We start from the raw sequence: 20102 nt of genomic DNA on the forward strand, positions 1-20102 counted from the left end.
AAAAACTACTTGTCATCCATCTTATACACTTGTTCTTGTGTACTTGGTGAACTTAAAATTTTATGAAAAACAGGAATACTTGTAAAATCTTTGGTAATAGCTCCTGATGCAGCAACTCCATAAATACCTGTTTCTACAATTTCTGCAACATCATCTAAAGTAATGCCTCCAATAGCAATTATTGGTGTTTCTGTTTGTAGCTCTTCTAGTAGTTTTTTATATCCTGATGTTCCTAAAACAGGGCTTAAATTCTTTTTAGTTTCAGTAAAACGAAAAGGACCTAAACCGATATAATCTACTTTTTTATCTAATAGAACTTTACATTCTTCTAATGTGTTTGCAGTTCCTCCAATGGCATAAAATTTACCCAAATAAGCACGTACTTTTAACGGACAATCATCTTTTTTACCTAAATGAACACCATCTGCATTTACTTCTTTGGCAACTCTGTAGTAATCGTTTATAATTAATCTTGTTTGATAATGAGCCGTTAATTCTCTGGCTTTCTTTGCGGTTTCTAAAATTGTTTTAGGATCAAAACCTTTTAATCGTAACTGTACCCATTCTGCTCCTGAAGCACAAGCTGTTTGAATATGATCTAAATGATCTTGTGCTGTTTTCCCCTGTGTTATGTACTGTAATTTACTTATCATCTTATTTATAATTATGCGTTCCTAGTAACGATTTGTTTGAATTTAAAAATTGTTCGGTATACCATTTCGTGTTTTTACAAGCATCTTCTAAAGAAACATTTAACGCTAAATTAGCCGCTAAAGCGGATGACAAAACACAACCGCTTCCGTGTTTTTCAGAAACAACAGTTGTTATAGGCGGAATATTTAGTTTTACTATTTTACTATAATAAACTTCATCCCAACCTTTTTTATCTGCTCTATGTCCTCCTTTTAAATAGATATTTGTTTTTTCTGAAATAAAATCAATTGTTTCTTCAATGTTTTTAATAGGAAACAAGGCTTTTATCTCATCATAATTTGGTGTTACAAAATAACAATTTTGCAATACTTTTTCAAATACCTTTAAATTTTGTGTGCTATGAAAATCGAATCCTGCACTTGCTTTCAAAACAGGATCTAAAATGATTTTTATATTCGGATTTTCACTTTTTAAAGCTAAAACAACAGCTAATAAAACTTCCCAAGATTGAATAATTCCTATTTTTACAACAGCAATTTCAAAACGTTCAAATAATGTTTCAATTTGATTGAGTATTATTTGTTCTTCAATCCAAATACAATTTTTAAAAGCGATATCATTTTGAACGGTCACAGCCGTACATACCGACAATCCATGTAAACCATGTGCTTCAAAGGTTTTAATATCTGAAGTAATGCCCGCACCACTTGACGGGTCAAGCCCTGCAATGGTGAGTATGTAATTTTGTGTTTTCAAATTTCAACGCTTTATTGTAATGAATCAAACTCTTTTTGGATGTTTTTAAAACTTTCTACAGGATTTTCAGAATTCCAAACACCACCTAAAACACCAATTCCTTGAAAACCTAATTCAATGGTTGGCGCTATGGTTTTAGTTGTAATTCCGCCCATACCTACAATTGTTTTATCAATATTATTGACATCAAAATTTCTTCCTTCGTATCCTTTTTTTGAGATAGATGAAAAAACAGGACTTAATAAATGGTAATCAAATTCGATATCACAAGCTGATAATTCTTCAGGCTCATGAAAAGAACTACTCATTGTTTTACCTAACATTTGTAACCCTATAAAATAACGACTGCCATTTTCTAACGCATCACGCCTTTTTTGTTCTTGAAAATGAATTCCTTTTAAAGGATATTCATTAACTAATTTATGAAAATAATGTATTACTATTCGATTATGGTATTTTTCTGATACCTCATTTAAATAGGAAACATGCGCTTGATAATCTTTAAATGGTTTTCTTAAATGATAATATTCTAAACCCGCTTCGAATAATTGATGTAGTATTTGTATTTCATTTTCTACGTCTTTTTCTGGAGATATAAGAACTATCATATTCGTTTAATTTTATGGATACTTATTTTTGTCAAAAATAACCTAATTTATTCTTGGAACGGCAAATTACTTACTAAGTACTTTCTTATAATTACGGGGGACTTCATAATTACGAGGGACTTTTTGGGTTAGGGATTGCAGTGGCATCCTTTTTTATTTTTTTTCAAAATAAAAAAGATATAACGGAAAGCCCGACTACGCCTTTTTTCAAGGCGTAGGAACCTCCATCTTCTTCTTTTTCTTTTTTTCTTCCTCTTCTTCTTACTTTTATTTTATAAATATACTTCTGATCCTTTTTCTATAAATTCTTTTGATTTCTCCTCCATTCCTTTGGCAATTACTTCATTATCTACAATGTCGTTAACGGCAGCAAAATCACGAACTTCTTGTGAAATTTTCATTGAACAGAATTTTGGACCACACATAGAACAGAAATGCGCTACTTTAGCTCCAGCAGCTGGCAAAGTTTCATCATGATATTCACGAGCACGCTCAGGATCTAATCCTAAATTAAATTGATCTTCCCAACGGAATTCAAAACGAGCCATACTTAAAGCATTATCTCTGTGCTGAGAACCTGGATGTCCTTTTGCTAAATCGGCAGCATGAGCCGCTAATTTATAAGTAATTACTCCTACTCTTACGTCTTCTTTATTTGGTAATCCTAAATGTTCTTTTGGTGTTACATAACATAACATTGCACATCCGTACCAACCAATCATAGCTGCTCCAATTCCTGAAGTAATATGGTCATAACCTGGTGCAATATCTGTAGTTAAAGGTCCTAAAGTGTAAAAAGGAGCTTCGTCGCAAAGTTCAATTTGCTTCTCCATATTTTCTTTAATCATGTGCATTGGCACGTGACCTGGTCCTTCAATAAAACACTGTACTTCGTGTTTACGAGCTATTTGTGTTAACTCTCCTAATGTTTCTAACTCAGCAAATTGTGCTTCGTCATTGGCATCAGCTACCGAACCTGGACGTAATCCATCACCTAAAGAAAAGGCAACATCATACTGTTTTAATATTTCACAAATATCTTCGAAATGTGTATATAAAAAGCTTTCTTTATGATGTGCTAAACACCATTTTGCCATAATTGACCCTCCACGAGAAACGATTCCTGTAACACGTTTTGCGGTCATTGGCACATAACGCAACAAAACGCCTGCGTGAATGGTAAAATAATCTACTCCTTGCTCGGCTTGCTCGATTAACGTATCACGGAAAATTTCCCATGTTAAATCTTCAGCAACACCGTTTACCTTTTCTAATGCTTGATAAATTGGCACTGTTCCTACTGGTACTGGTGAGTTACGGATAATCCACTCACGAGTTTCGTGAATATTTTCTCCTGTAGATAAATCCATAATATTATCTGCTCCCCAACGACAAGCCCAAACTGCTTTTTCTACTTCTTCTTCAATAGAAGATGTTACGGCAGAATTACCAATATTTGCATTTATTTTTACTAAGAAGTTTCTACCTAAAATCATAGGTTCTGCTTCTGGATGATTTATGTTTGATGGAATAATTGCACGTCCTCTTGCAACTTCTGATCTTACAAATTCTGGTGTAATTTTATCTGGAATGTTAGCACCAAAATGCTCTCCTTTATGTTGTTTTCTAATTTCGGTCATTTCATCTATTCGTTGATTTTCACGAATAGCGATATATTCCATTTCTGGCGTAATGATTCCTTTTTTAGCGTAATGTAATTGTGTTACATTTTGTCCTTTTTTAGCACGTAAAGGATTTTTTAATAACTTAAAACGCATATGATCTAAACTAGTATCATTTAAACGTTCGTTACAGTATTTTGAAGAAAACTCCGTTAATTGTTCTACATCACCACGTTCTTTAATCCAAGGTTCACGGATTCTTTCAATTCCTGCATGTACGTCAATTTCTTTACTAGGATCTGTATATGGTCCTGAAGTATCATAAACAGTTACTGGTTCGTTTGGTGTTTTCTTTTTGGTCATAGAATCGACCGTATCACTTAACGCTATTTCACGCATTGCAACTTTAATTTGCGGGTGAATTGTTCCGTTTACATAAATTTTCTTTGAATTAGGAAATGGACTTCTAGTAATTCCGTCTTGTTTTGGAGCAGTGTCTTTGTTCTTCATTTGATAATTTAGTTTTTCTTTTAATTTTTTAAATAAAATAACTTTCAGATTTAACCTCCTTGAGTTGATTTTATAATTAAAATATCATCATTATGTTGAAGTAACTTTAAAGACCAAGTAGTTTTTTTAACTACACTACTATTTATAGCAATAGCAATACCATTCGTTGGAATATTTAAGTATTCAACGAACTCTTGTAGCGTTAGGTTTTCTAAAATTTGATGGTCTTTTTGGTTTACTTTTATAGTAATCATATTTATAAAATATTACTGTAAACCGAATGGTAGTATTTTCGATATAGTATCGAACATAACTTTTTCCTACGTTGGTCTTAACCAAATCAGGTTCTAAGGATGTTTCTCAAACTAATTTAATAGCTACTCCTAAAGTTTACAAGGCAAATGTATTGTTATTATTTTTGATAAAAAAACTATTCTAGATTATAATTTCATCAAATTTGGGCAGACACATAGGTCTGCCCCTACATCGATAAATTTCGTATGGGCGAACCTATGTGTTCGCCCATCAAATTATTTAATATAATTTTAAAAAACAAAAAGCATCAAACAATAAAGTTTGATGCTTTTTTAACTAATTTCAAAAAATTAAATAACTAATTTTTATATAAATTTCCTATAATTTTTCAATAGTTTTTGCTACTTGTTGAAGTACATCAAAAGCGGTTTCTGCCATTTTATTTCCTTTTAAATCTAATAAAGGATTTACCTCTACAAATTCAACACAAGCTACTTTTTTACTAGTTAATAATCCGTTGATAATTTGAACAATTTCTTTGTCATCAAACCCTTTTGCAACAGGAGTTCCTGTTCCGTAAGAAATCATATCACAATCCATTGCATCTACATCAAAAGAAATATAAAGGATATCACAATCTGATAATTTCTCTAAAGCTTCGTTTACACAAACTTCTAACCCTCTATAACGAACCTCGGCAACCATATAATTTTTGATGCCATATTTTTCCATTTGTTTTTCTTCAGGTTCTTCGGTATCTCGAACGCCAAAAAACACGATATCTTCAGGCAAAGCTTTCTGTCCTGGTGTTCCGATATTTTTCATTCTATCCCATAAATCGGCAGTTTCTCTATCTACTTCATTTATTTGACAGTCTAAATTATCATCAGAAATTACAGCGCCTAAAGGCATTCCGTGAATATTTCCTGATGGAGAAGTGTATGGTGTATGTAAATCACCGTGTGCATCAATCCAAATAACACCCACTCTTTTTGTTGGGTTTGCCGCTTTAACACCACTAATAGTTCCTAATGCTGATGAGTGATCTCCTGATAAAACGATTGGAAAATGACCTTCTTGTAAATTTACTTTTACATGATTACTAACTCTTTTACATTGATTGAAAACACTGTTTATTTGTTTTCCGAAGGAGTTATTTTTTTTATTATAAACAGATTCATTTTCGGTAATTACATCTTCAAAATCGTATTTATTAAAGAAATCATTATCTTGATTAATTGCTGCAATTTCGATGGCATCAATTCCCATATCGGCACCACGTGTTCCTGCTCCAATATCTGATCTATTTTTTATAATTTTTATGGTATTCATTTTCTTTGTGTTCTTGTATTTAATGTTCTTGTACTTTTTATTTTTGATAGTTTAAAGAGTACTATTTCACCTAAAAAAGTGTCATTAATACATCATTTTTAATGATATTTTTTAATGACACTTTTAATATTATTTTTTCAGATTATCTTTCGCTTACTTCTTTGAAAGGTCTAAGATTTTCTCCAATGTATACTTGACGCGGACGTCCGATTGGTTCTTTTCCTAAACGCATTTCTTTCCATTGAGCAATCCAACCTGGTAAACGACCTAAGGCAAACATTACGGTAAACATTTCAACAGGCACGCCCATTGCGCGATAAATTATTCCTGAATAAAAATCTACGTTTGGATATAATTTTCTATCAACAAAATACGGATCGCTTAATGCTTCTTTAGCCAATCCTTTTGCGATATCTAAGATAGGATCTTCAATTCCTAAATCATTTAAAACTTCTTCTGCGGCAACTTTAATAATTTTTGCTCTTGGATCGAAGTTTTTATAAACACGGTGTCCGAATCCCATTAAACGGAACGGATCGTTTTTATCTTTGGCTTTTGCCATATATTTTTTAGTATCTCCACCATCGGCTTTAATAGCTTCTAGCATTTCTAATACTGCTTGATTTGCTCCACCGTGTAAAGGGCCCCAAAGTGCAGAAATTCCTGCTGAAAGTGATGCAAATAAACCTGCATGCGAAGAACCTACAATTCTTACCGTAGAGGTCGAACAGTTTTGTTCATGGTCAGCATGTAAGATTAATAATTTATTTAACGCACTAACAACCACATCATTACGTACATAATCTTTATTAGGTTGTTTAAACATCATTTTATAGGTATTCTCTACATATCCTAAACTACAATCTCCATAATCTAACGGAAGTCCTTGTTTTTTACGCATTGTCCAGGCAACTAATACTGGAAACTTCCCTAAAATTTTAACAATTGCATTGTACATTTCTTCTTCAGAATCTACATTTACCGAAGAAGGATTAAAGGCAGTTAATGCAGATGTTAATGATGAAATAACACCCATTGGATGCGCTGTTTTAGGAAACGCATCAACAATTTTTCTGATATCTTCATCCACAATTGATTGCGAACAAATATCTTGTTTAAATTTTTCTAATTCGACAGCTGTTGGTAATTCTCCAAAAATTAATAAGAAAGCGACTTCTAGGAAATCTGCTTTTTCGGCTAATTCTTCTATTGAATACCCTCTGTATCTTAAAACACCTTCTTCACCATTTAAAAATGTAATAGCACTTTTACAAGAGCCTGTATTTTTATACCCTGGATCGATTGTAATAATACCTTCAGAAGCTGCTCTTAATGTTTTAATATCAATGGCAGTTTCATTTTCTGTTCCTTTAACTAACGGAAATTCATACGTATTATCACCAATTTGTAGTTTTGCTATATCTGCCATTTTTATCTTTTTTTTTAAGTTGAAGTGAGTTGCGAATATACCATTTTTAAAGTATTTTTAAAATAGGTATTTATAGATTTTTCGTATTTCTATATTATTTTTTTTTATGATTATTTTCGATTATTTACAATTATAATAACCTTTAGTATCATTATATTTTGATGATTATTTGTATAATTTCAGATAAATTTATAATTTTAAATGAAAAAAAACTCATACCGAAGTATGAGTTTTTACTATTATTTTTTATAAAAAAGTATTGTAAGTATACATACTTAAAACACTGAAAAAACAATTATTTAATTTTAAATGCTTTATTTTGAGGGAAATAAGCAGTATCTGCTAATTCTTCCTCAATACGTAATAATTGGTTGTATTTTGCCATTCTATCTGAACGAGAAGCCGAACCTGTTTTAATTTGTCCACAGTTTAAAGCCACTGCTAAATCAGCAATAGTATTATCTTCTGTTTCACCAGAACGATGACTCATAACAGATGTATAACCTGCGTTATGTGCCATGTTTACTGCTGAAATTGTTTCAGTTAAAGTTCCTATTTGGTTTACTTTAATTAAAATTGAATTTGCGATTCCGTTTTCAATTCCTTTTGATAAACGCTCGACATTGGTAACAAATAAATCATCTCCAACTAATTGCACTTTATCACCTGAAATTTCTGTTAAATATTTCCAACCTTCCCAGTCATTTTCATCCATTCCATCTTCGATAGAAATAATTGGATATTTTTGAGCTAATTCGGCTAAATAATCGGCTTGTTCTTTACTTGTTCTGATTTTTCCTTTTGTTCCTTCGAACTTGGTATAATCATATTTTCCATCTACAAAAAATTCAGCAGCAGCACAATCTAAGGCGATCATTACTTCTTCTCCGAATTTATATCCTGCATTTTTAGTAGCTAAAGCAATAGTTTCAATAGCATCTTCGGTACCGTCTAAAGTTGGTGCAAAACCACCTTCATCACCAACAGCTGTTGATAAATTTCTATCGTGTAATACTTTTTTAAGATGATGAAAAATTTCAGAACCAATTTGCATTGCTTGCGTAAAGTTTTCAGCTTTTACGGGCATAATCATAAATTCTTGAAATGCAATTGGTGCATCAGAATGCGAACCTCCGTTGATAATATTCATCATCGGAACTGGTAATGTATTTGCTGAAACACCGCCTATATATCTGTATAAAGGCAATCCTAATTCATTGGCAGCAGCTTTTGCGGCAGCTAAAGAAACTCCTAAAATAGCATTTGCACCTAATTTAGATTTGTTAGATGTTCCATCTAAATCAATCATCATTTGGTCAATCATATTTTGTTCAAAAACAGAAACACCTAATAATTCTTGAGCAATTAATGTGTTTACATTTTTTACTGCATTTAACACACCTTTACCCATATAATCTTTTCCGCCATCACGTAATTCAACAGCTTCGTGTTCTCCAGTAGAAGCTCCAGAAGGAACTGCGGCTCTTCCGATAACACCGTTTTCAGTGGTAACATCTACTTCTACCGTTGGATTTCCTCTTGAATCAAAAATTTGACGTGCGTGAATGTTGATTATAATACTCATAGTTATTTATTTTTAATATAGCTTCCTGTGAATAATTTCACAGGAATGCTATTTTTACAATTTCTAATTTATAAATTGAAACTCATTTTTAATTAATTAATTATTACAACTAATTGCTAAAATGATTATGCTTCGGTTTTTGCTTTTTTGATGTTTTCAATAAACTCATCAAATAAATATTCTGCATCGTGTGGTCCAGGGCTTGCCTCTGGATGATATTGTACTGAAAACACATTTTTAGATTTCATTCTAATACCAGCAACCGTGTGATCATTTAAATGTACGTGTGTAATTTCGACATCATCGTGCGCTTCAGTTTCTTTTCTGTTGATAGCAAAACCATGATTTTGAGAGGTGATTTCTCCTTTTCCTGTCAATAAATTTTTCACAGGATGATTAATTCCTCTGTGTCCGTTGTGCATTTTATAAGTAGCGATTCCGTTTGCTAGGGCGATAACTTGGTGTCCTAAACAGATACCAAATAATGGTAAATTTCTTTTGATAATTTCTTTAGCGGTATTTTGAGCATCTACTAAAGGTTCAGGATCTCCAGGACCGTTTGAGATAAAATAGCCATCAGGATTAAAACTACTCATTTCTTCAAAAGTAGCATTATAAGGATATACTTTTATGTAAGCACCTCTTTTGACTAAGTTTCTTAAAATATTCTTTTTGATTCCAATATCTAAAGCTGCTATTTTAAGTGGTGCATTTTCATCTCCAACAAAGTAAGCTTCTTTGGTTGATACTTTTGATGCTAACTCTAAACCTTCCATGTTTGGGGTATCGGCTAACTGTTTTTTTAAGGATTCAATATTGGTTACATCGGTAGAAATAATGGCATTCATTGCGCCATTATCTCTAATATAGGCAACTAAAGCTCTGGTGTCTACATCAGAAATAGCAACGATGTTATGTTTTTTAAACCAGTCAAATAAATTTCCATCAGAATCCTGACGTGAATGCGTAAAACTAAAGTTACGACAAATTAATCCTGCAATTTTAATTCCTTCAGATTCTACTTCGTCATTATTGACTCCGTAATTTCCGATATGGGCATTTGTAGCTACCATAAGCTGACCGAAATAAGAAGGATCTGTAAATATTTCTTGATAACCAGTCATACCAGTATTAAAACAAATTTCTCCAGTTGAAGTACCTTCTATTCCAATAGATTTTCCATAGAAAATAGTTCCGTCTGCTAACAAAACTAGTGCTTTTTTACGTTGTTGATATTTCATTTAGTATGTGTTGTGTAATATTTTGTTTGCAAAAATAAATAAAAAAAAAGGGATAAACATTAAATGTTTATCCCTTTGATATAAATTATAAAAATTTTCATTTTTATTCTTCTTCTTGTGAAGTTTGAGTTTCAACAGCTGCATCAGCAGTTTTAGCTCCACCACGACGGCTACGACGGGTGTTCTTTTTCGCTTTATTTCCTTTAGGATTGTATAATTCGTTATAATCAACTAATTCTACCATTGCCATAGGAGCATTATCTCCCTGACGGTTTCCTAACTTGATGATACGTACATATCCTCCTGGTCTATCTGCTACTTTTACAGAAACTTCTTTAAATAATTCGGTTACAGCTTCTTTGCTACGTAAATAGCTAAATACTGTACGACGATTATGAGTAGTATCTGTTTTAGATTTTGTAATGATAGGCTCAATAAACGTACGAAAAGCTTTTGCTTTAGCTACTGTTGTGTTAATACGTTTGTGTTCGATTAAAGAACATCCCATATTAGCTAACATTGCTTTTCTGTGCGCTGTTTGTCTTCCTAAATGATTAAATTTCTTTCCGTGTCTCATGACTTTGGTTTTTATCTTTCATCTTGCTACAACCCTTTTTGGGGAGCAAAATATGAAAGGTTAATCTCTATCTAATTTGTATTTGCTTAAATCCATTCCGAAATTAAGGTTTTTATTCGCCACTAACTCATCTAATTCAGTTAATGATTTTTTACCAAAGTTTCTAAATTTCATTAAATCGCTTTTGTTGAATGATACTAAGTCTCCTAAAGTATCTACTTCAGCCGCTTTTAAACAGTTTAAAGCACGAACAGATAAATCCATATCTACTAATTTCGTCTTTAATAACTGACGCATATGTAATGATTCCTCATCATATGTTTCAGTTTGAGCAATTTCATCAGCCTCTAAAGTGATACGCTCATCAGAGAATAACATAAAGTGGTGAATTAAAATTTTAGCTCCTTCTGTTAAGGCATCTTTAGGATTGATAGAACCATCGGTATCGATATCGAAAACTAATTTTTCATAATCGGTCTTTTGTTCTACACGAAAATTCTCAACAGCATATTTCACATTCTTTATAGGAGTGTAAATAGAGTCTGTAAAAATTGTTCCTAAGGGTGCACCTGCTCTTTTATTTTCTTCTGCTGGCACAAAACCTCTACCTTTTTCGATAGTGATTTCAGCGTTAAAGCTTACTGATTTATCAAGGTTAAATAATACTAAATCTGGATTTAATACTTGAAAACCTGACGTAAATTTCTGTAAATCTCCCGCAGTAAATTGCTCTTGACCCGAAACTGCAACTGATACAGTTTCTCTATCAGTTTCTTCAATTTGTTTCTTAAAACGAACTTGTTTTAAGTTTAAGATGATTTCTGTAACATCTTCTACAACTCCTTGAATTGTTGAAAATTCATGATCAACCCCATCAACACGTAATGATGTAATAGCAAATCCTTCTAAAGAAGATAAAAGGACTCTTCTTAAAGCATTACCAACGGTTAATCCAAAACCTGGTTCAAGAGGTCTGAATTCAAATCTACCTTTAAACTCAGTAGATTCAATCATTATTACTTTATCGGGCTTTTGAAAATTTAAAATTGCCATGTATCTTCGTTTTAATTGTTATTTAGTTGCGCGGTTTATTAGTTTGAAGAAATACAGATAAACCCTTTGGCTAAATAACAATATAAATAATTTATTATTTAGAATATAATTCTACGATTAATTGTTCCTTGATATTTTCAGGAATTTGTAATCTCTCAGGAGCTTTGATAAAGCTTCCAGATTTCAAATCAGAATTCCAGCTTAACCATTCGTAAACATTACTATTCGATGCTAATGCATTTTCGATAGCTAATAATGATTTAGACTTCTCTCTTACAGCTACAACATCTCCTGGCTGTAAGTTGTATGATGGAATATTTACGATTGATCCATTTACAGTAATATGACGGTGAGAAACTAATTGACGAGCTCCACTACGAGAGTTCGCAATTCCTAAACGAAACACTACGTTATCTAAACGAGACTCACATAATTGTAATAAAACCTCACCTGTAACTCCTCCAGCAGCTTGTGCGCTCTTGAATAAATTACGGAATTGACGTTCTAAAATACCATACATGTATTTCGCTTTTTGCTTCTCCATTAATTGAGTTGCATATTCTGATTTCTTACCTCTTCTTCTAGCGTTTCCGTGTTGTCCTGGAGGGTAGTTTCTTTTTTCGAAGCTTTTATCTTCTCCAAAAATTGCTTCGCCAAATTTACGAGCAATTTTAGTTTTTGGTCCTGTATATCTTGCCATTTCTTGTTATTTTAGCAGGGATTATGAATTAAGGCGTACTCCTTCGATAATCGGATTCCTACTTTAGTTAAAATATTTTATTTTGCGTACTTCTATGTTACGCTAAAAAAATATAAGTTGATAAAATCAACTTATACTCTTCTTCTTTTTGGAGGACGACATCCGTTATGAGGAATAGGGGTAACATCAATAATTTCAGTTACTTCGATTCCAGCATTGTGGATAGATCTGATTGCAGACTCTCTACCGTTACCAGGTCCTTTAACATACACTTTTACTTTACGTAAACCTGCTTCTTTTGCTACGTTAGCACAATCTTCTGCGGCTAATTGAGCTGCGTATGGAGTGTTCTTTTTAGAACCTCTAAAACCCATTTTACCTGCAGATGACCAAGAAATAACGTCACCTTTTTTATTTGTTAAAGAAATAATAATATTGTTGAAAGATGCAGTTACGTGAGCTTCACCAACTGATTCTATTACAACTTTACGTTTTTTTGCTACTTTAGACTTTGCCATGATTTTATAGTTTTAGTAATTTAGTTTTCTAACTTTATAGTTTTACAACTATTATTAGATCTTTATTACTTATCTAACTTATTTTTTCTTGTTAGCTACAGTTTTTCTCTTACCTTTTCTAGTACGAGAGTTATTCTTTGTTCTTTGACCTCTTAAAGGTAAGCCAAGTCTATGACGAATACCTCTTTGACATCCGATATCCATTAAACGTTTAATGCTTAATTGAACCTCTGAACGTAACTCACCTTCAATAGTAAAATTCCCTACTTGCTCACGAATTGCTGCAATTTGATCATCGCTCCAATCTTGAACTTTGATACTCTCATCTATTTTTGCTGCTGCTAAAAGTTCTTTAGCTCTGCTGTTCCCTATACCAAAGATGTAAGTTAAAGCGATAACACCTCTTTTATTCTTTGGAATATCAATACCTGCTATTCTTGCCATTACCCTTGTCTTTGTTTAAATCTAGGATTCTTTTTATTTATTACGTATAATCTGCCTTTTCGTCGTACAATCTTGCACTCGGCACTTCTTTTCTTTAATGATGCTCTTACTTTCATCAGTCTGTGTTTTTAATATCTGTAAGTAATTCTTGCCTTTGATAAATCATACGGACTCATTTCTAACTTCACCTTATCTCCAGGTAAAAGCTTAATATAATGCATACGCATTTTCCCTGAAATGTGAGCCGTAACAATATGTCCGTTTTCTAATTCTACACGAAACATTGCATTTGATAATGCTTCTGTAATCGTTCCGTCTTGTTGAATTGCTGGTTGTTTAGCCATATTATTTTAATGATTTTCTGTTACTGTTACCTGTTTTCATTAAACCATCATAACGACTGTTTAATAAATACGAGTTAATTTGCTGTATGGTATCTATTGCCACTCCAACCATAATGATTAGAGAAGTTCCTCCGAAGAACATTGCCCAGTTTTGAGTTACCCCAAACTTTACAATAATTGCAGGTAAGATAGATAAAGCTGCTAAAAATAAAGACCCTGGAAATGTTATCTTAGATAACACGGCATCTAAATAATTTGCAGTTTCTTCTCCTGGTTTATACCCTGGAACGAAACCATTACTTCTTTTTAAGTCTTCAGCCATTTTATTTGTAGGGATTGTAATCGCCGTATAAAAATAACTAAAAACAACAATCAAGATAGCAAATATAACGTTATACCACAATCCGAAGTTATCGGTTAAACTATTTAATGCTGGAAATTTTTGACCTAAAGCTACTGGTAAAAACATAATAGCTTGTGCAAAAATAATTGGCATTACACCAGATGCATTCAATTTTAAAGGAATGTATTGGCGTGCACCATCAACATCTTTAATATCGGTAACTGCTGTACGACGTGCGTATTGAACGGCAACTTTACGTACTGCGGTAACTAATAATACGGTTAACAAAATCACTACAAACCAAACTATTAATTCGATTAGAATCATCATAATACCTCCTGCTCCTGCTGTTTGTTTAGAAACTAATTCCTGAATAAAAGCTGCTGGAAAATTTGCAATAATACCTACTGTAATTAATAATGAAATACCATTACCAACTCCTTTGTCTGTAATACGCTCTCCTAACCACATTGCAAAAACTGTTCCTGCAGTTAAAAGAATAATTGATGATACCCAAAATGTGAATCCTGTTACTAAGAAAGCTTCAGGTCCTAAGCCCATTTGGTTTTGAATAATACCAATATAGGTTGGTGCTTGAAACAATGTAATAGCAATTGTTAACCATCTTGTTATTTGTGTAATTTTCTTACGTCCACTTTCTCCATCTTTTTGTAATTTTTGCAAATATGGTACCGCGATACCCATTAACTGAACTACAATAGAAGCAGAAATATAAGGCATTATACCAAGAGCCATTACTGACGCTCTAGCAAATGCCCCACCTGTAAATGCGTTTAATAAACCCAAAAGTCCACTAGAAGTACTGTCTTGCAATGCTGATAACTGTGTAGGATCAATTCCAGGTAATGGAACTGCCGACATAAAGCGGTAAACAGCAATTAAACCTAAAGTTAAAAGTAATTTCTCCTTCAACTCTTCTATCTTCCAAATGTCTTTTAATGTATTTATAAAATTCATCATTTACAGTTGTTTTATAATGTAACTACCTCACCTCCTGCAGCTTCAATAGCGGCTTTTGCTGTTGCAGTAAATTTGTGTACGGTTATGTTTAATTTAGCTTTTAACTCACCATTTCCTAGTATTTTTACTAAGTCATTTTTACGAGCTAAACGATTTTCTACTAAAATCGCTAAAGTTACTGTATCTGAAATCTTTCCGTTTTCAACTAATTCTTGTAATTTCTCTAAATTAACACCAACATATTCTTTACGGTTAATGTTTGTGAAACCAAATTTAGGTACACGTCTTTGAAGTGGCATCTGACCTCCTTCAAATCCTATTTTACGAGAATAACCAGAACGAGATTTCTGACCATTATGACCTCTTGTTGCAGTACCTCCTTTACCAGAACCTTCTCCACGTGCTATACGTTTACGGCTCTTTGTAGATCCTACTGCAGGTTTTAAGTTATGTAAACTCATCTTATTATTGTCTTATTTAATTTCCTCTACAGAAACTAAGTGTGAAACTGTTTTTACCATTCCCAAAATTGGAGCTGTTGCATTGTGCTCTACAGTTTGGTTCAATTTGCGTAAACCTAATGCCTCTAACGTTGCTTTTTGACTTTTAAGGCGACCAATTTTACTCTTTACTTGTGTAACTTTAATTTTACTCATCGTCTTAAATTTTAACCGTTAAAAACTTTCTCTAAAGAAATACCTCTTTGCTTAGCAATAGTTGCCGCATTACGTAATTGTAATAAAGCATCAAAAGTTGCTTTCACTACGTTATGAGGATTTGAAGATCCTTGAGATTTTGATAATACGTCTTTAACACCAACTGATTCCAATACTGAACGTACTGCACCACCGGCGATAACCCCTGTACCATGTGAAGCAGGCTTGATGAATACTTTCGCACCACCAAATTTACCTTTTTGTTCATGAGGTAAAGTACCGTCTAGAAGAGGAATACGTACTAAACTTTTCTTTGCATCTTCAATCGCTTTAGCAATTGCAGAAGCAACATCTTTAGACTTTCCTAATCCATGACCTACAACACCATTACCATCACCTACAATTACGATTGCAGAGAAACCAAATGCTCTACCCCCTTTTGTAACCTTAGTAACACGTTGTACACCTACTAATTTATCTACAAGCTCTAATCCGCTTGGTTTTACTCTTTCTACGTTTTTATATCCTAACATAATATAATTTCTTAAAATTTTAAACCAGCTTCTCTAGCAGCTTCAGCTAATACTTTAACTCTACCGTGGTATAAAAATCCATTTCTATCAAAAGAAACAGTTTCAACACCTTTTCCAGCAGCTCTTTCAGCAATTGCTTTTCCTACTGCAGTAGCAGCTTCTGATTTAGAACCAGATGTAATTTCTTTATCTCTTGATGATGCAGATGCAATTGTAGCACCAGTAACGTCATCAATTAATTGAGCATAAATTTCTTTGTTACTTCTGAAAACTGATAACCTAGGTTTAGCAGCTGTTCCAGTAATAACTTTTCTAATTCTATACTTAATTCGTTGTCTTCTTTCAAGCTTTGATAATGCCATAATAATTTCTCTTATTTATTATGCAGATTTACCTGCTTTTCTTCTTAATACTTCACCTACAAACTTAATTCCTTTTCCTTTATATGGCTCTGGAGCACGGAAAGAACGAATTTTCGCTGCAACTTGACCAACTAACTGCTTGTCAAATGAAGATAACTTAATGATTGGGTTTTTCCCTTTATCTGATACCGTTTCAACCTTTACTTCAGGAGCTAAGTTTAAAACAATATTATGAGAGAAACCTAAAGCTAAATCTAACTTTTGCCCTTGGTTAGATGCTCTGTAACCTACACCTACTAACTCTAATTCCTTAGTATAACCATTAGAAACACCTTCAATCATGTTACTGATTAAAGAACGGTATAAACCGTGCGCTGCTCTATGATCTTTACTATCTGATGCTCTTTTAACTGTTAAAACACCATCTTCAATTTCTGCAGTAATTTCAGACTTTAACTCTTGAGTTAATGTTCCTAATTTACCTTTTACTGTAACCACATTTCCGTCTACTTTAACTTCAACACCTTGTGGTAATGCGATTGGATTTTTCCCTATTCTACTCATCGTACAAAGTGATTAATAAACGTAACATAATACTTCACCACCAACATTTTCAAGTTTTGCTTTTTTGTTTGTCATTACACCTCTCGATGTAGAAACAATAGCAATACCTAAACCGTTTAATACTCTTGGCATTTCTTTAGCGCCAACGTATTTACGTAAACCTGGTGTTGAAATTCTTTGAATCTTTCTGATTACTGATTCTTTCGTGTCTCTGTCGTATTTTAAAGCGATTTTGATTGTTCCCTGAACTTTATCTTCATTGAACTGGTAGCTTAAAACATAACCTTGATCGAACAAAATTTTCGTCATTTCCTTCTTCAATTTTGAAGCAGGAATCTCAACCACTCGATGATTTGCTGCAATAGCATTTCTCACTCGAGTAAGAAAATCCGCAATTGGATCTGTATACATAATTAATTAAATTATGGTTTTGGTTTTCAATAATTCTTTTTCTTTGCAGATAAAAGAGACTACCGAACCTGAAACCCGTTAATATTTATTTTTAGTTTTTAAGATAAAATCTCATAAGCATTATACTATATTTAGAGAGTATTTACTTACAAGGCACAATTTATCTTACAAAACAGAGTGCAAATATAATAAAAAAAATCAGAAATAAACATTTTTATGAATTATCATTTTGGTTTTTAATCTATTGGCGTATTTAAACCTTTAAAATTATTCATTTTAATAGAAATCAATAATTAAATTTTACGTGTTTTATATAAAGCCTGTTTAAATTTTATTCAATAAAAAATTTCTAAAGGAATTCATAAATAACTTATCAATTCAAGAAATTTTTTAGCTTCAAAATGAATGAAATTTGCAAAAAATAAAAACCGTCGTATATAGAGGAGACAAAACTAAAATAAATTCAGTTTGACAATTTTTTTTATTACTTACTTGGAAGTAAAATTAGAAGTAAAAACTAAAATATATTTTTTATACAACAAATAATATCACTATTAAAAATATCACATATAAAAAAAAGCATACCACAAAATTGTGATATGCTTTTTATTTTTTATAAAAAGTGCTGTTTACCAGCTTGCTTTTTTAACACCTGGAATTAATCCATTGTTAGCCATTTCACGGAAAGTAACACGTGAAACACCGAACTGACGCATATATCCTTTCGGACGACCTGTTAATTTACAACGATTGTGCATTCTAACTGGTGATGCATTCTTAGGTAACTTTTGTAAACCTTCATAGTCTCCAGCTGCTTTTAAAGCCTTTCTCTTATCTGCATACTTTGCTACCGTTTTAGCTCTTTTACGCTCACGCGCTTTCATTGATTCTTTAGCCATCTTCTAGTTCTTTTTAAATGGTAAACCTAATTCAGTTAATAAAGATTTAGCTTCTTTATCAGTGTTTGCAGACGTTACAAAAGTAATATCCATTCCACTAATCTTTTTTACTTGATCAATATTAATTTCAGGGTAGATGATTTGTTCAGTAATTCCTAAGTTGTAATTACCTCTACCATCAAAACCGTTCGCTTTAATTCCGTTAAAGTCTCTTACACGTGGTAAAGAAGCAGTAACTAATCTGTCTAAAAATTCGTACATTTTAACTCCTCTTAACGTAACTTTCGCACCAATTGGCATCCCTTTACGTAATTTGAAGTTTGCAACATCTTTCTTAGAGATCGTTGAAACTGCTTTTTGACCTGTAATTGTACTTAACTCGTCAATAGCGTATTCTATTAATTTCTTATCTGCTATAGCTGCACCAACACCTTTATTTACAACAATCTTTTGTAATTTAGGCACTTGCATTACATTACTATAACCGAATTCCTCAGTAAGAGCTTTTATAACTCTGCTCTTGTACTCCTCTTTTAATCTTGGTACGTAACTCATTGTTATATTGCTTTATCCGATTTTTTTGAAAATCTAATTTTCTTACCTTCTTCTACTTTATAACCAACTTTTACAGCTTCACCGTTTTCGATTAACGCTAAGTTAGATATGTGTAAAGAAGCTTCCTTTTTTACAATTCCTCCTTGAGGACTAGCTGCAGATGGTTTAGTGTGTTTAGACACCATGTTCACACCTTCTACTAATACTCTGTCCTTATCTCTAAGGATTTGTAAAACTTTACCTTCCGATCCTTTGTGATCTCCTGCTAATACTCTAACAGTATCTCCTGATTTTATTTTGAACTTCTTCATCTTAATGTCGATTTAAAGCACTTCAGGTGCTAATGATACTATCTTCATAAATTGCTTATCACGTAATTCACGGGCAACAGGACCAAATACACGTGTCCCTCTCATTTCCTCAGTAGGATTTAAAAGTACACAAGCATTATCATCAAATCTGATATATGATCCGTCCTTACGTCTAATTTCTTTTTTAGTACGAACAACAACAGCACGAGATACTTGACCTTTCTTTACACTTCCATTTGGAGTTGTAGATTTGATTGTAACAACAATCTTATCACCAACACTAGCGTAACGCTTTCTTGTTCCTCCTAATACTCTAATCACTAAAACTTCTTTTGCTCCAGTGTTATCTGCGACTCTTAATCTTGATTCTGTCTGTAACATATTATTTAGCTCTATCTAGGATTTCTACTAATCTCCAACGTTTAGATTTACTCATAGGACGTGTTTCCATGATCCTAACAGTATCTCCTTCGTTGCAATCGTTATTCTCGTCATGTGCAACGTACTTTTTCGTCTTTAATACGAACTTACCGTACATTGGGTGCTTGGTTCTTTTTACCTCATTAACAACAATAGATTTCTCCATTTTGCTACTAGATACTACACCTATTCTCTCTTTTCTAAGATTTCTTTTCTCCATCTTTAAAACTGACTAGAATTATTGTAATTCTCTTTTAGTTAACTCTGTAGCAATTCTTGCTACAGTTTTTCTTAAGCTTTTAATCTGCATTGGGTTCTCCAATGGAGTTATGGCGTGAGCCATCTTAAGATCCGTATAATTTTTCTTTAACGTCACTAACCTTCCTTGTAAGTCGGTAGTGGTTAATTCTTTAATTGCTGATTGTTTCATTGTATATAG

At 32.7% G+C, this 20102-nt stretch carries 29 protein-coding genes and 1 riboswitch; all 29 genes read right to left on the minus strand.

Annotation, left to right across the window (positions count from 1 at the left end; all coding sequences use genetic code 11):
• Positions 1 to 5: 5 nt before the first annotated feature.
• The 29 genes from thiE to rpmC all read right to left on the minus strand — a co-directional run bounded on the left by thiE (position 6) and on the right by rpmC (position 20093).
• A complete protein-coding gene (gene thiE, locus L0U72_RS06910; RefSeq protein WP_233898753.1) occupies positions 6 to 653 on the minus strand; it encodes a thiamine phosphate synthase in 648 nt (215 codons plus the stop codon).
• A gap of 1 nt (position 654) precedes the next feature.
• Positions 655 to 1410, minus strand: coding sequence for a hydroxymethylpyrimidine/phosphomethylpyrimidine kinase (locus L0U72_RS06915; protein ID WP_233898754.1), 756 nt, complete (start codon positions 1408 to 1410; stop codon positions 655 to 657).
• Between the two features lie 11 nt (positions 1411 to 1421).
• Complete coding sequence (locus L0U72_RS06920; RefSeq protein ID WP_233898755.1) at positions 1422 to 2018, minus strand: thiamine phosphate synthase; 597 nt, start codon at positions 2016 to 2018, stop codon at positions 1422 to 1424.
• A 272-nt stretch (positions 2019 to 2290) separates the two neighbouring features.
• On the minus strand, positions 2291 to 4150 hold the full coding sequence (gene thiC, locus L0U72_RS06925; RefSeq protein ID WP_233898756.1) for a phosphomethylpyrimidine synthase ThiC: 1860 nt from the start codon (positions 4148 to 4150) through the stop codon (positions 2291 to 2293).
• Between the two features lie 50 nt (positions 4151 to 4200).
• On the minus strand, positions 4201 to 4404 hold the full coding sequence (thiS, locus tag L0U72_RS06930; RefSeq protein ID WP_233897401.1) for a sulfur carrier protein ThiS: 204 nt from the start codon (positions 4402 to 4404) through the stop codon (positions 4201 to 4203).
• 46 nt (positions 4405 to 4450) lie between these two features.
• Positions 4451 to 4545: riboswitch (TPP riboswitch) on the minus strand.
• A 238-nt stretch (positions 4546 to 4783) separates the two neighbouring features.
• A complete protein-coding gene (locus L0U72_RS06935; RefSeq protein ID WP_233898757.1) occupies positions 4784 to 5737 on the minus strand; it encodes an arginase in 954 nt (317 codons plus the stop codon).
• A gap of 142 nt (positions 5738 to 5879) precedes the next feature.
• Entirely contained in the window at positions 5880 to 7166 is a 1287-nt protein-coding gene (locus L0U72_RS06940; protein ID WP_233898758.1) for a citrate synthase, read from the minus strand.
• Positions 7167 to 7461: 295 nt separating this feature from the next.
• A complete protein-coding gene (eno, locus tag L0U72_RS06945; RefSeq protein WP_101916642.1) occupies positions 7462 to 8751 on the minus strand; it encodes a phosphopyruvate hydratase in 1290 nt (429 codons plus the stop codon).
• A gap of 125 nt (positions 8752 to 8876) precedes the next feature.
• On the minus strand, positions 8877 to 9992 hold the full coding sequence (gene carA / locus L0U72_RS06950) for a glutamine-hydrolyzing carbamoyl-phosphate synthase small subunit (protein WP_233883538.1): 1116 nt from the start codon (positions 9990 to 9992) through the stop codon (positions 8877 to 8879).
• A 103-nt stretch (positions 9993 to 10095) separates the two neighbouring features.
• Complete coding sequence (gene rplQ / locus L0U72_RS06955) at positions 10096 to 10569, minus strand: 50S ribosomal protein L17 (protein WP_101916644.1); 474 nt, start codon at positions 10567 to 10569, stop codon at positions 10096 to 10098.
• Between the two features lie 60 nt (positions 10570 to 10629).
• Entirely contained in the window at positions 10630 to 11622 is a 993-nt protein-coding gene (locus tag L0U72_RS06960; protein ID WP_101916645.1) for a DNA-directed RNA polymerase subunit alpha, read from the minus strand.
• Positions 11623 to 11716: 94 nt separating this feature from the next.
• Positions 11717 to 12322, minus strand: coding sequence for a 30S ribosomal protein S4 (gene rpsD, locus L0U72_RS06965; RefSeq protein WP_101916646.1), 606 nt, complete (start codon positions 12320 to 12322; stop codon positions 11717 to 11719).
• A gap of 131 nt (positions 12323 to 12453) precedes the next feature.
• Positions 12454 to 12840, minus strand: coding sequence for a 30S ribosomal protein S11 (gene rpsK, locus L0U72_RS06970; RefSeq protein ID WP_135543538.1), 387 nt, complete (start codon positions 12838 to 12840; stop codon positions 12454 to 12456).
• A 78-nt stretch (positions 12841 to 12918) separates the two neighbouring features.
• Positions 12919 to 13284, minus strand: coding sequence for a 30S ribosomal protein S13 (gene rpsM, locus L0U72_RS06975; RefSeq protein ID WP_101916648.1), 366 nt, complete (start codon positions 13282 to 13284; stop codon positions 12919 to 12921).
• Complete coding sequence (ykgO, locus tag L0U72_RS06980) at positions 13284 to 13400, minus strand: type B 50S ribosomal protein L36 (RefSeq protein WP_073316873.1); 117 nt, start codon at positions 13398 to 13400, stop codon at positions 13284 to 13286. Before ykgO ends, rpsM begins: the two co-directional genes overlap by 1 nt.
• 12 nt (positions 13401 to 13412) lie before the next feature.
• On the minus strand, positions 13413 to 13628 hold the full coding sequence (gene infA / locus L0U72_RS06985; protein ID WP_024740627.1) for a translation initiation factor IF-1: 216 nt from the start codon (positions 13626 to 13628) through the stop codon (positions 13413 to 13415).
• Position 13629: 1 nt separating this feature from the next.
• Complete coding sequence (gene secY / locus L0U72_RS06990; RefSeq protein ID WP_233898828.1) at positions 13630 to 14949, minus strand: preprotein translocase subunit SecY; 1320 nt, start codon at positions 14947 to 14949, stop codon at positions 13630 to 13632.
• Between the two features lie 14 nt (positions 14950 to 14963).
• Positions 14964 to 15413: a 50S ribosomal protein L15 gene (gene rplO / locus L0U72_RS06995; protein ID WP_101916650.1), complete on the minus strand. Its 450-nt coding sequence runs from the start codon at positions 15411 to 15413 to the stop codon at positions 14964 to 14966.
• Positions 15414 to 15425: 12 nt separating this feature from the next.
• A complete protein-coding gene (gene rpmD / locus L0U72_RS07000; RefSeq protein ID WP_101916651.1) occupies positions 15426 to 15608 on the minus strand; it encodes a 50S ribosomal protein L30 in 183 nt (60 codons plus the stop codon).
• An 11-nt stretch (positions 15609 to 15619) separates the two neighbouring features.
• On the minus strand, positions 15620 to 16144 hold the full coding sequence (gene rpsE / locus L0U72_RS07005) for a 30S ribosomal protein S5 (RefSeq protein WP_101903633.1): 525 nt from the start codon (positions 16142 to 16144) through the stop codon (positions 15620 to 15622).
• Between the two features lie 8 nt (positions 16145 to 16152).
• A complete protein-coding gene (gene rplR / locus L0U72_RS07010; protein WP_101916652.1) occupies positions 16153 to 16503 on the minus strand; it encodes a 50S ribosomal protein L18 in 351 nt (116 codons plus the stop codon).
• 18 nt (positions 16504 to 16521) lie between these two features.
• Positions 16522 to 17067: a 50S ribosomal protein L6 gene (gene rplF, locus L0U72_RS07015; RefSeq protein ID WP_233883539.1), complete on the minus strand. Its 546-nt coding sequence runs from the start codon at positions 17065 to 17067 to the stop codon at positions 16522 to 16524.
• A 12-nt stretch (positions 17068 to 17079) separates the two neighbouring features.
• Positions 17080 to 17478: a 30S ribosomal protein S8 gene (gene rpsH, locus L0U72_RS07020; RefSeq protein WP_101916654.1), complete on the minus strand. Its 399-nt coding sequence runs from the start codon at positions 17476 to 17478 to the stop codon at positions 17080 to 17082.
• A 629-nt stretch (positions 17479 to 18107) separates the two neighbouring features.
• A complete protein-coding gene (rpsN, locus tag L0U72_RS07025; protein ID WP_233883541.1) occupies positions 18108 to 18377 on the minus strand; it encodes a 30S ribosomal protein S14 in 270 nt (89 codons plus the stop codon).
• Between the two features lie 3 nt (positions 18378 to 18380).
• Positions 18381 to 18932 (minus strand): 50S ribosomal protein L5, encoded by a 552-nt coding sequence (gene rplE, locus L0U72_RS07030; protein ID WP_101907017.1) that lies wholly within the window; start codon positions 18930 to 18932, stop codon positions 18381 to 18383.
• 2 nt (positions 18933 to 18934) lie between these two features.
• On the minus strand, positions 18935 to 19243 hold the full coding sequence (gene rplX / locus L0U72_RS07035; RefSeq protein WP_233883543.1) for a 50S ribosomal protein L24: 309 nt from the start codon (positions 19241 to 19243) through the stop codon (positions 18935 to 18937).
• Positions 19244 to 19255: 12 nt separating this feature from the next.
• The gene (gene rplN, locus L0U72_RS07040) at positions 19256 to 19624 is read right to left on the minus strand and encodes a 50S ribosomal protein L14 (protein WP_058885427.1); all 369 of its coding nucleotides are present in this window, start codon (positions 19622 to 19624) and stop codon (positions 19256 to 19258) included.
• A 1-nt stretch (position 19625) separates the two neighbouring features.
• Positions 19626 to 19883, minus strand: coding sequence for a 30S ribosomal protein S17 (gene rpsQ / locus L0U72_RS07045; protein ID WP_058885428.1), 258 nt, complete (start codon positions 19881 to 19883; stop codon positions 19626 to 19628).
• Positions 19884 to 19901: 18 nt separating this feature from the next.
• Positions 19902 to 20093 (minus strand): 50S ribosomal protein L29, encoded by a 192-nt coding sequence (gene rpmC / locus L0U72_RS07050; protein WP_058885429.1) that lies wholly within the window; start codon positions 20091 to 20093, stop codon positions 19902 to 19904.
• Positions 20094 to 20102: the final 9 nt, after the last annotated feature.

Source organism: Tenacibaculum piscium (assembly GCF_021390755.1).
Taxonomy (GTDB): domain Bacteria; phylum Bacteroidota; class Bacteroidia; order Flavobacteriales; family Flavobacteriaceae; genus Polaribacter; species Polaribacter piscius.

Excerpts from the sequence above, each read along its gene's own strand:
- thiC (WP_233898756.1), bottom strand. The coding sequence starts at position 4,150 with ATGAAGAACAAAGACACTGCTCCAAAACAAGACGGAATTACTAGAAGT.
- rplN (WP_058885427.1), bottom strand. The coding sequence starts at position 19,624 with ATGTTACAGACAGAATCAAGATTAAGAGTCGCAGATAACACTGGAGCA.
- ykgO (WP_073316873.1), bottom strand. The coding sequence starts at position 13,400 with ATGAAAGTAAGAGCATCATTAAAGAAAAGAAGTGCCGAGTGCAAGATT.
- rpmD (WP_101916651.1), bottom strand. The coding sequence starts at position 15,608 with ATGAGTAAAATTAAAGTTACACAAGTAAAGAGTAAAATTGGTCGCCTT.
- L0U72_RS06960 (WP_101916645.1), bottom strand. The coding sequence starts at position 11,622 with ATGGCAATTTTAAATTTTCAAAAGCCCGATAAAGTAATAATGATTGAA.
- rplF (WP_233883539.1), bottom strand. The coding sequence starts at position 17,067 with ATGAGTAGAATAGGGAAAAATCCAATCGCATTACCACAAGGTGTTGAA.
- L0U72_RS06940 (WP_233898758.1), bottom strand. The coding sequence starts at position 7,166 with ATGGCAGATATAGCAAAACTACAAATTGGTGATAATACGTATGAATTT.
- rpsQ (WP_058885428.1), bottom strand. The coding sequence starts at position 19,883 with ATGGAGAAAAGAAATCTTAGAAAAGAGAGAATAGGTGTAGTATCTAGT.
- thiS (WP_233897401.1), bottom strand. The coding sequence starts at position 4,404 with ATGATTACTATAAAAGTAAACCAAAAAGACCATCAAATTTTAGAAAAC.
- rpsK (WP_135543538.1), bottom strand. The coding sequence starts at position 12,840 with ATGGCAAAGTCTAAAGTAGCAAAAAAACGTAAAGTTGTAATAGAATCA.
- eno (WP_101916642.1), bottom strand. The coding sequence starts at position 8,751 with ATGAGTATTATAATCAACATTCACGCACGTCAAATTTTTGATTCAAGA.
- rpmC (WP_058885429.1), bottom strand. The coding sequence starts at position 20,093 with ATGAAACAATCAGCAATTAAAGAATTAACCACTACCGACTTACAAGGA.
- infA (WP_024740627.1), bottom strand. The coding sequence starts at position 13,628 with ATGGCTAAACAACCAGCAATTCAACAAGACGGAACGATTACAGAAGCA.
- rplE (WP_101907017.1), bottom strand. The coding sequence starts at position 18,932 with ATGAGTTACGTACCAAGATTAAAAGAGGAGTACAAGAGCAGAGTTATA.
- rpsH (WP_101916654.1), bottom strand. The coding sequence starts at position 17,478 with ATGTATACAGATCCAATTGCGGATTTTCTTACTCGAGTGAGAAATGCT.
- rplX (WP_233883543.1), bottom strand. The coding sequence starts at position 19,243 with ATGAAGAAGTTCAAAATAAAATCAGGAGATACTGTTAGAGTATTAGCA.
- rplR (WP_101916652.1), bottom strand. The coding sequence starts at position 16,503 with ATGGCATTATCAAAGCTTGAAAGAAGACAACGAATTAAGTATAGAATT.
- rpsN (WP_233883541.1), bottom strand. The coding sequence starts at position 18,377 with ATGGCTAAAGAATCAATGAAAGCGCGTGAGCGTAAAAGAGCTAAAACG.
- L0U72_RS06920 (WP_233898755.1), bottom strand. The coding sequence starts at position 2,018 with ATGATAGTTCTTATATCTCCAGAAAAAGACGTAGAAAATGAAATACAA.
- carA (WP_233883538.1), bottom strand. The coding sequence starts at position 9,992 with ATGAAATATCAACAACGTAAAAAAGCACTAGTTTTGTTAGCAGACGGA.
- rpsM (WP_101916648.1), bottom strand. The coding sequence starts at position 13,284 with ATGGCAAGAATAGCAGGTATTGATATTCCAAAGAATAAAAGAGGTGTT.
- rplQ (WP_101916644.1), bottom strand. The coding sequence starts at position 10,569 with ATGAGACACGGAAAGAAATTTAATCATTTAGGAAGACAAACAGCGCAC.
- rplO (WP_101916650.1), bottom strand. The coding sequence starts at position 15,413 with ATGAGTTTACATAACTTAAAACCTGCAGTAGGATCTACAAAGAGCCGT.
- rpsD (WP_101916646.1), bottom strand. The coding sequence starts at position 12,322 with ATGGCAAGATATACAGGACCAAAAACTAAAATTGCTCGTAAATTTGGC.
- L0U72_RS06935 (WP_233898757.1), bottom strand. The coding sequence starts at position 5,737 with ATGAATACCATAAAAATTATAAAAAATAGATCAGATATTGGAGCAGGA.
- secY (WP_233898828.1), bottom strand. The coding sequence starts at position 14,949 with ATGAATTTTATAAATACATTAAAAGACATTTGGAAGATAGAAGAGTTG.
- thiE (WP_233898753.1), bottom strand. The coding sequence starts at position 653 with ATGATAAGTAAATTACAGTACATAACACAGGGGAAAACAGCACAAGAT.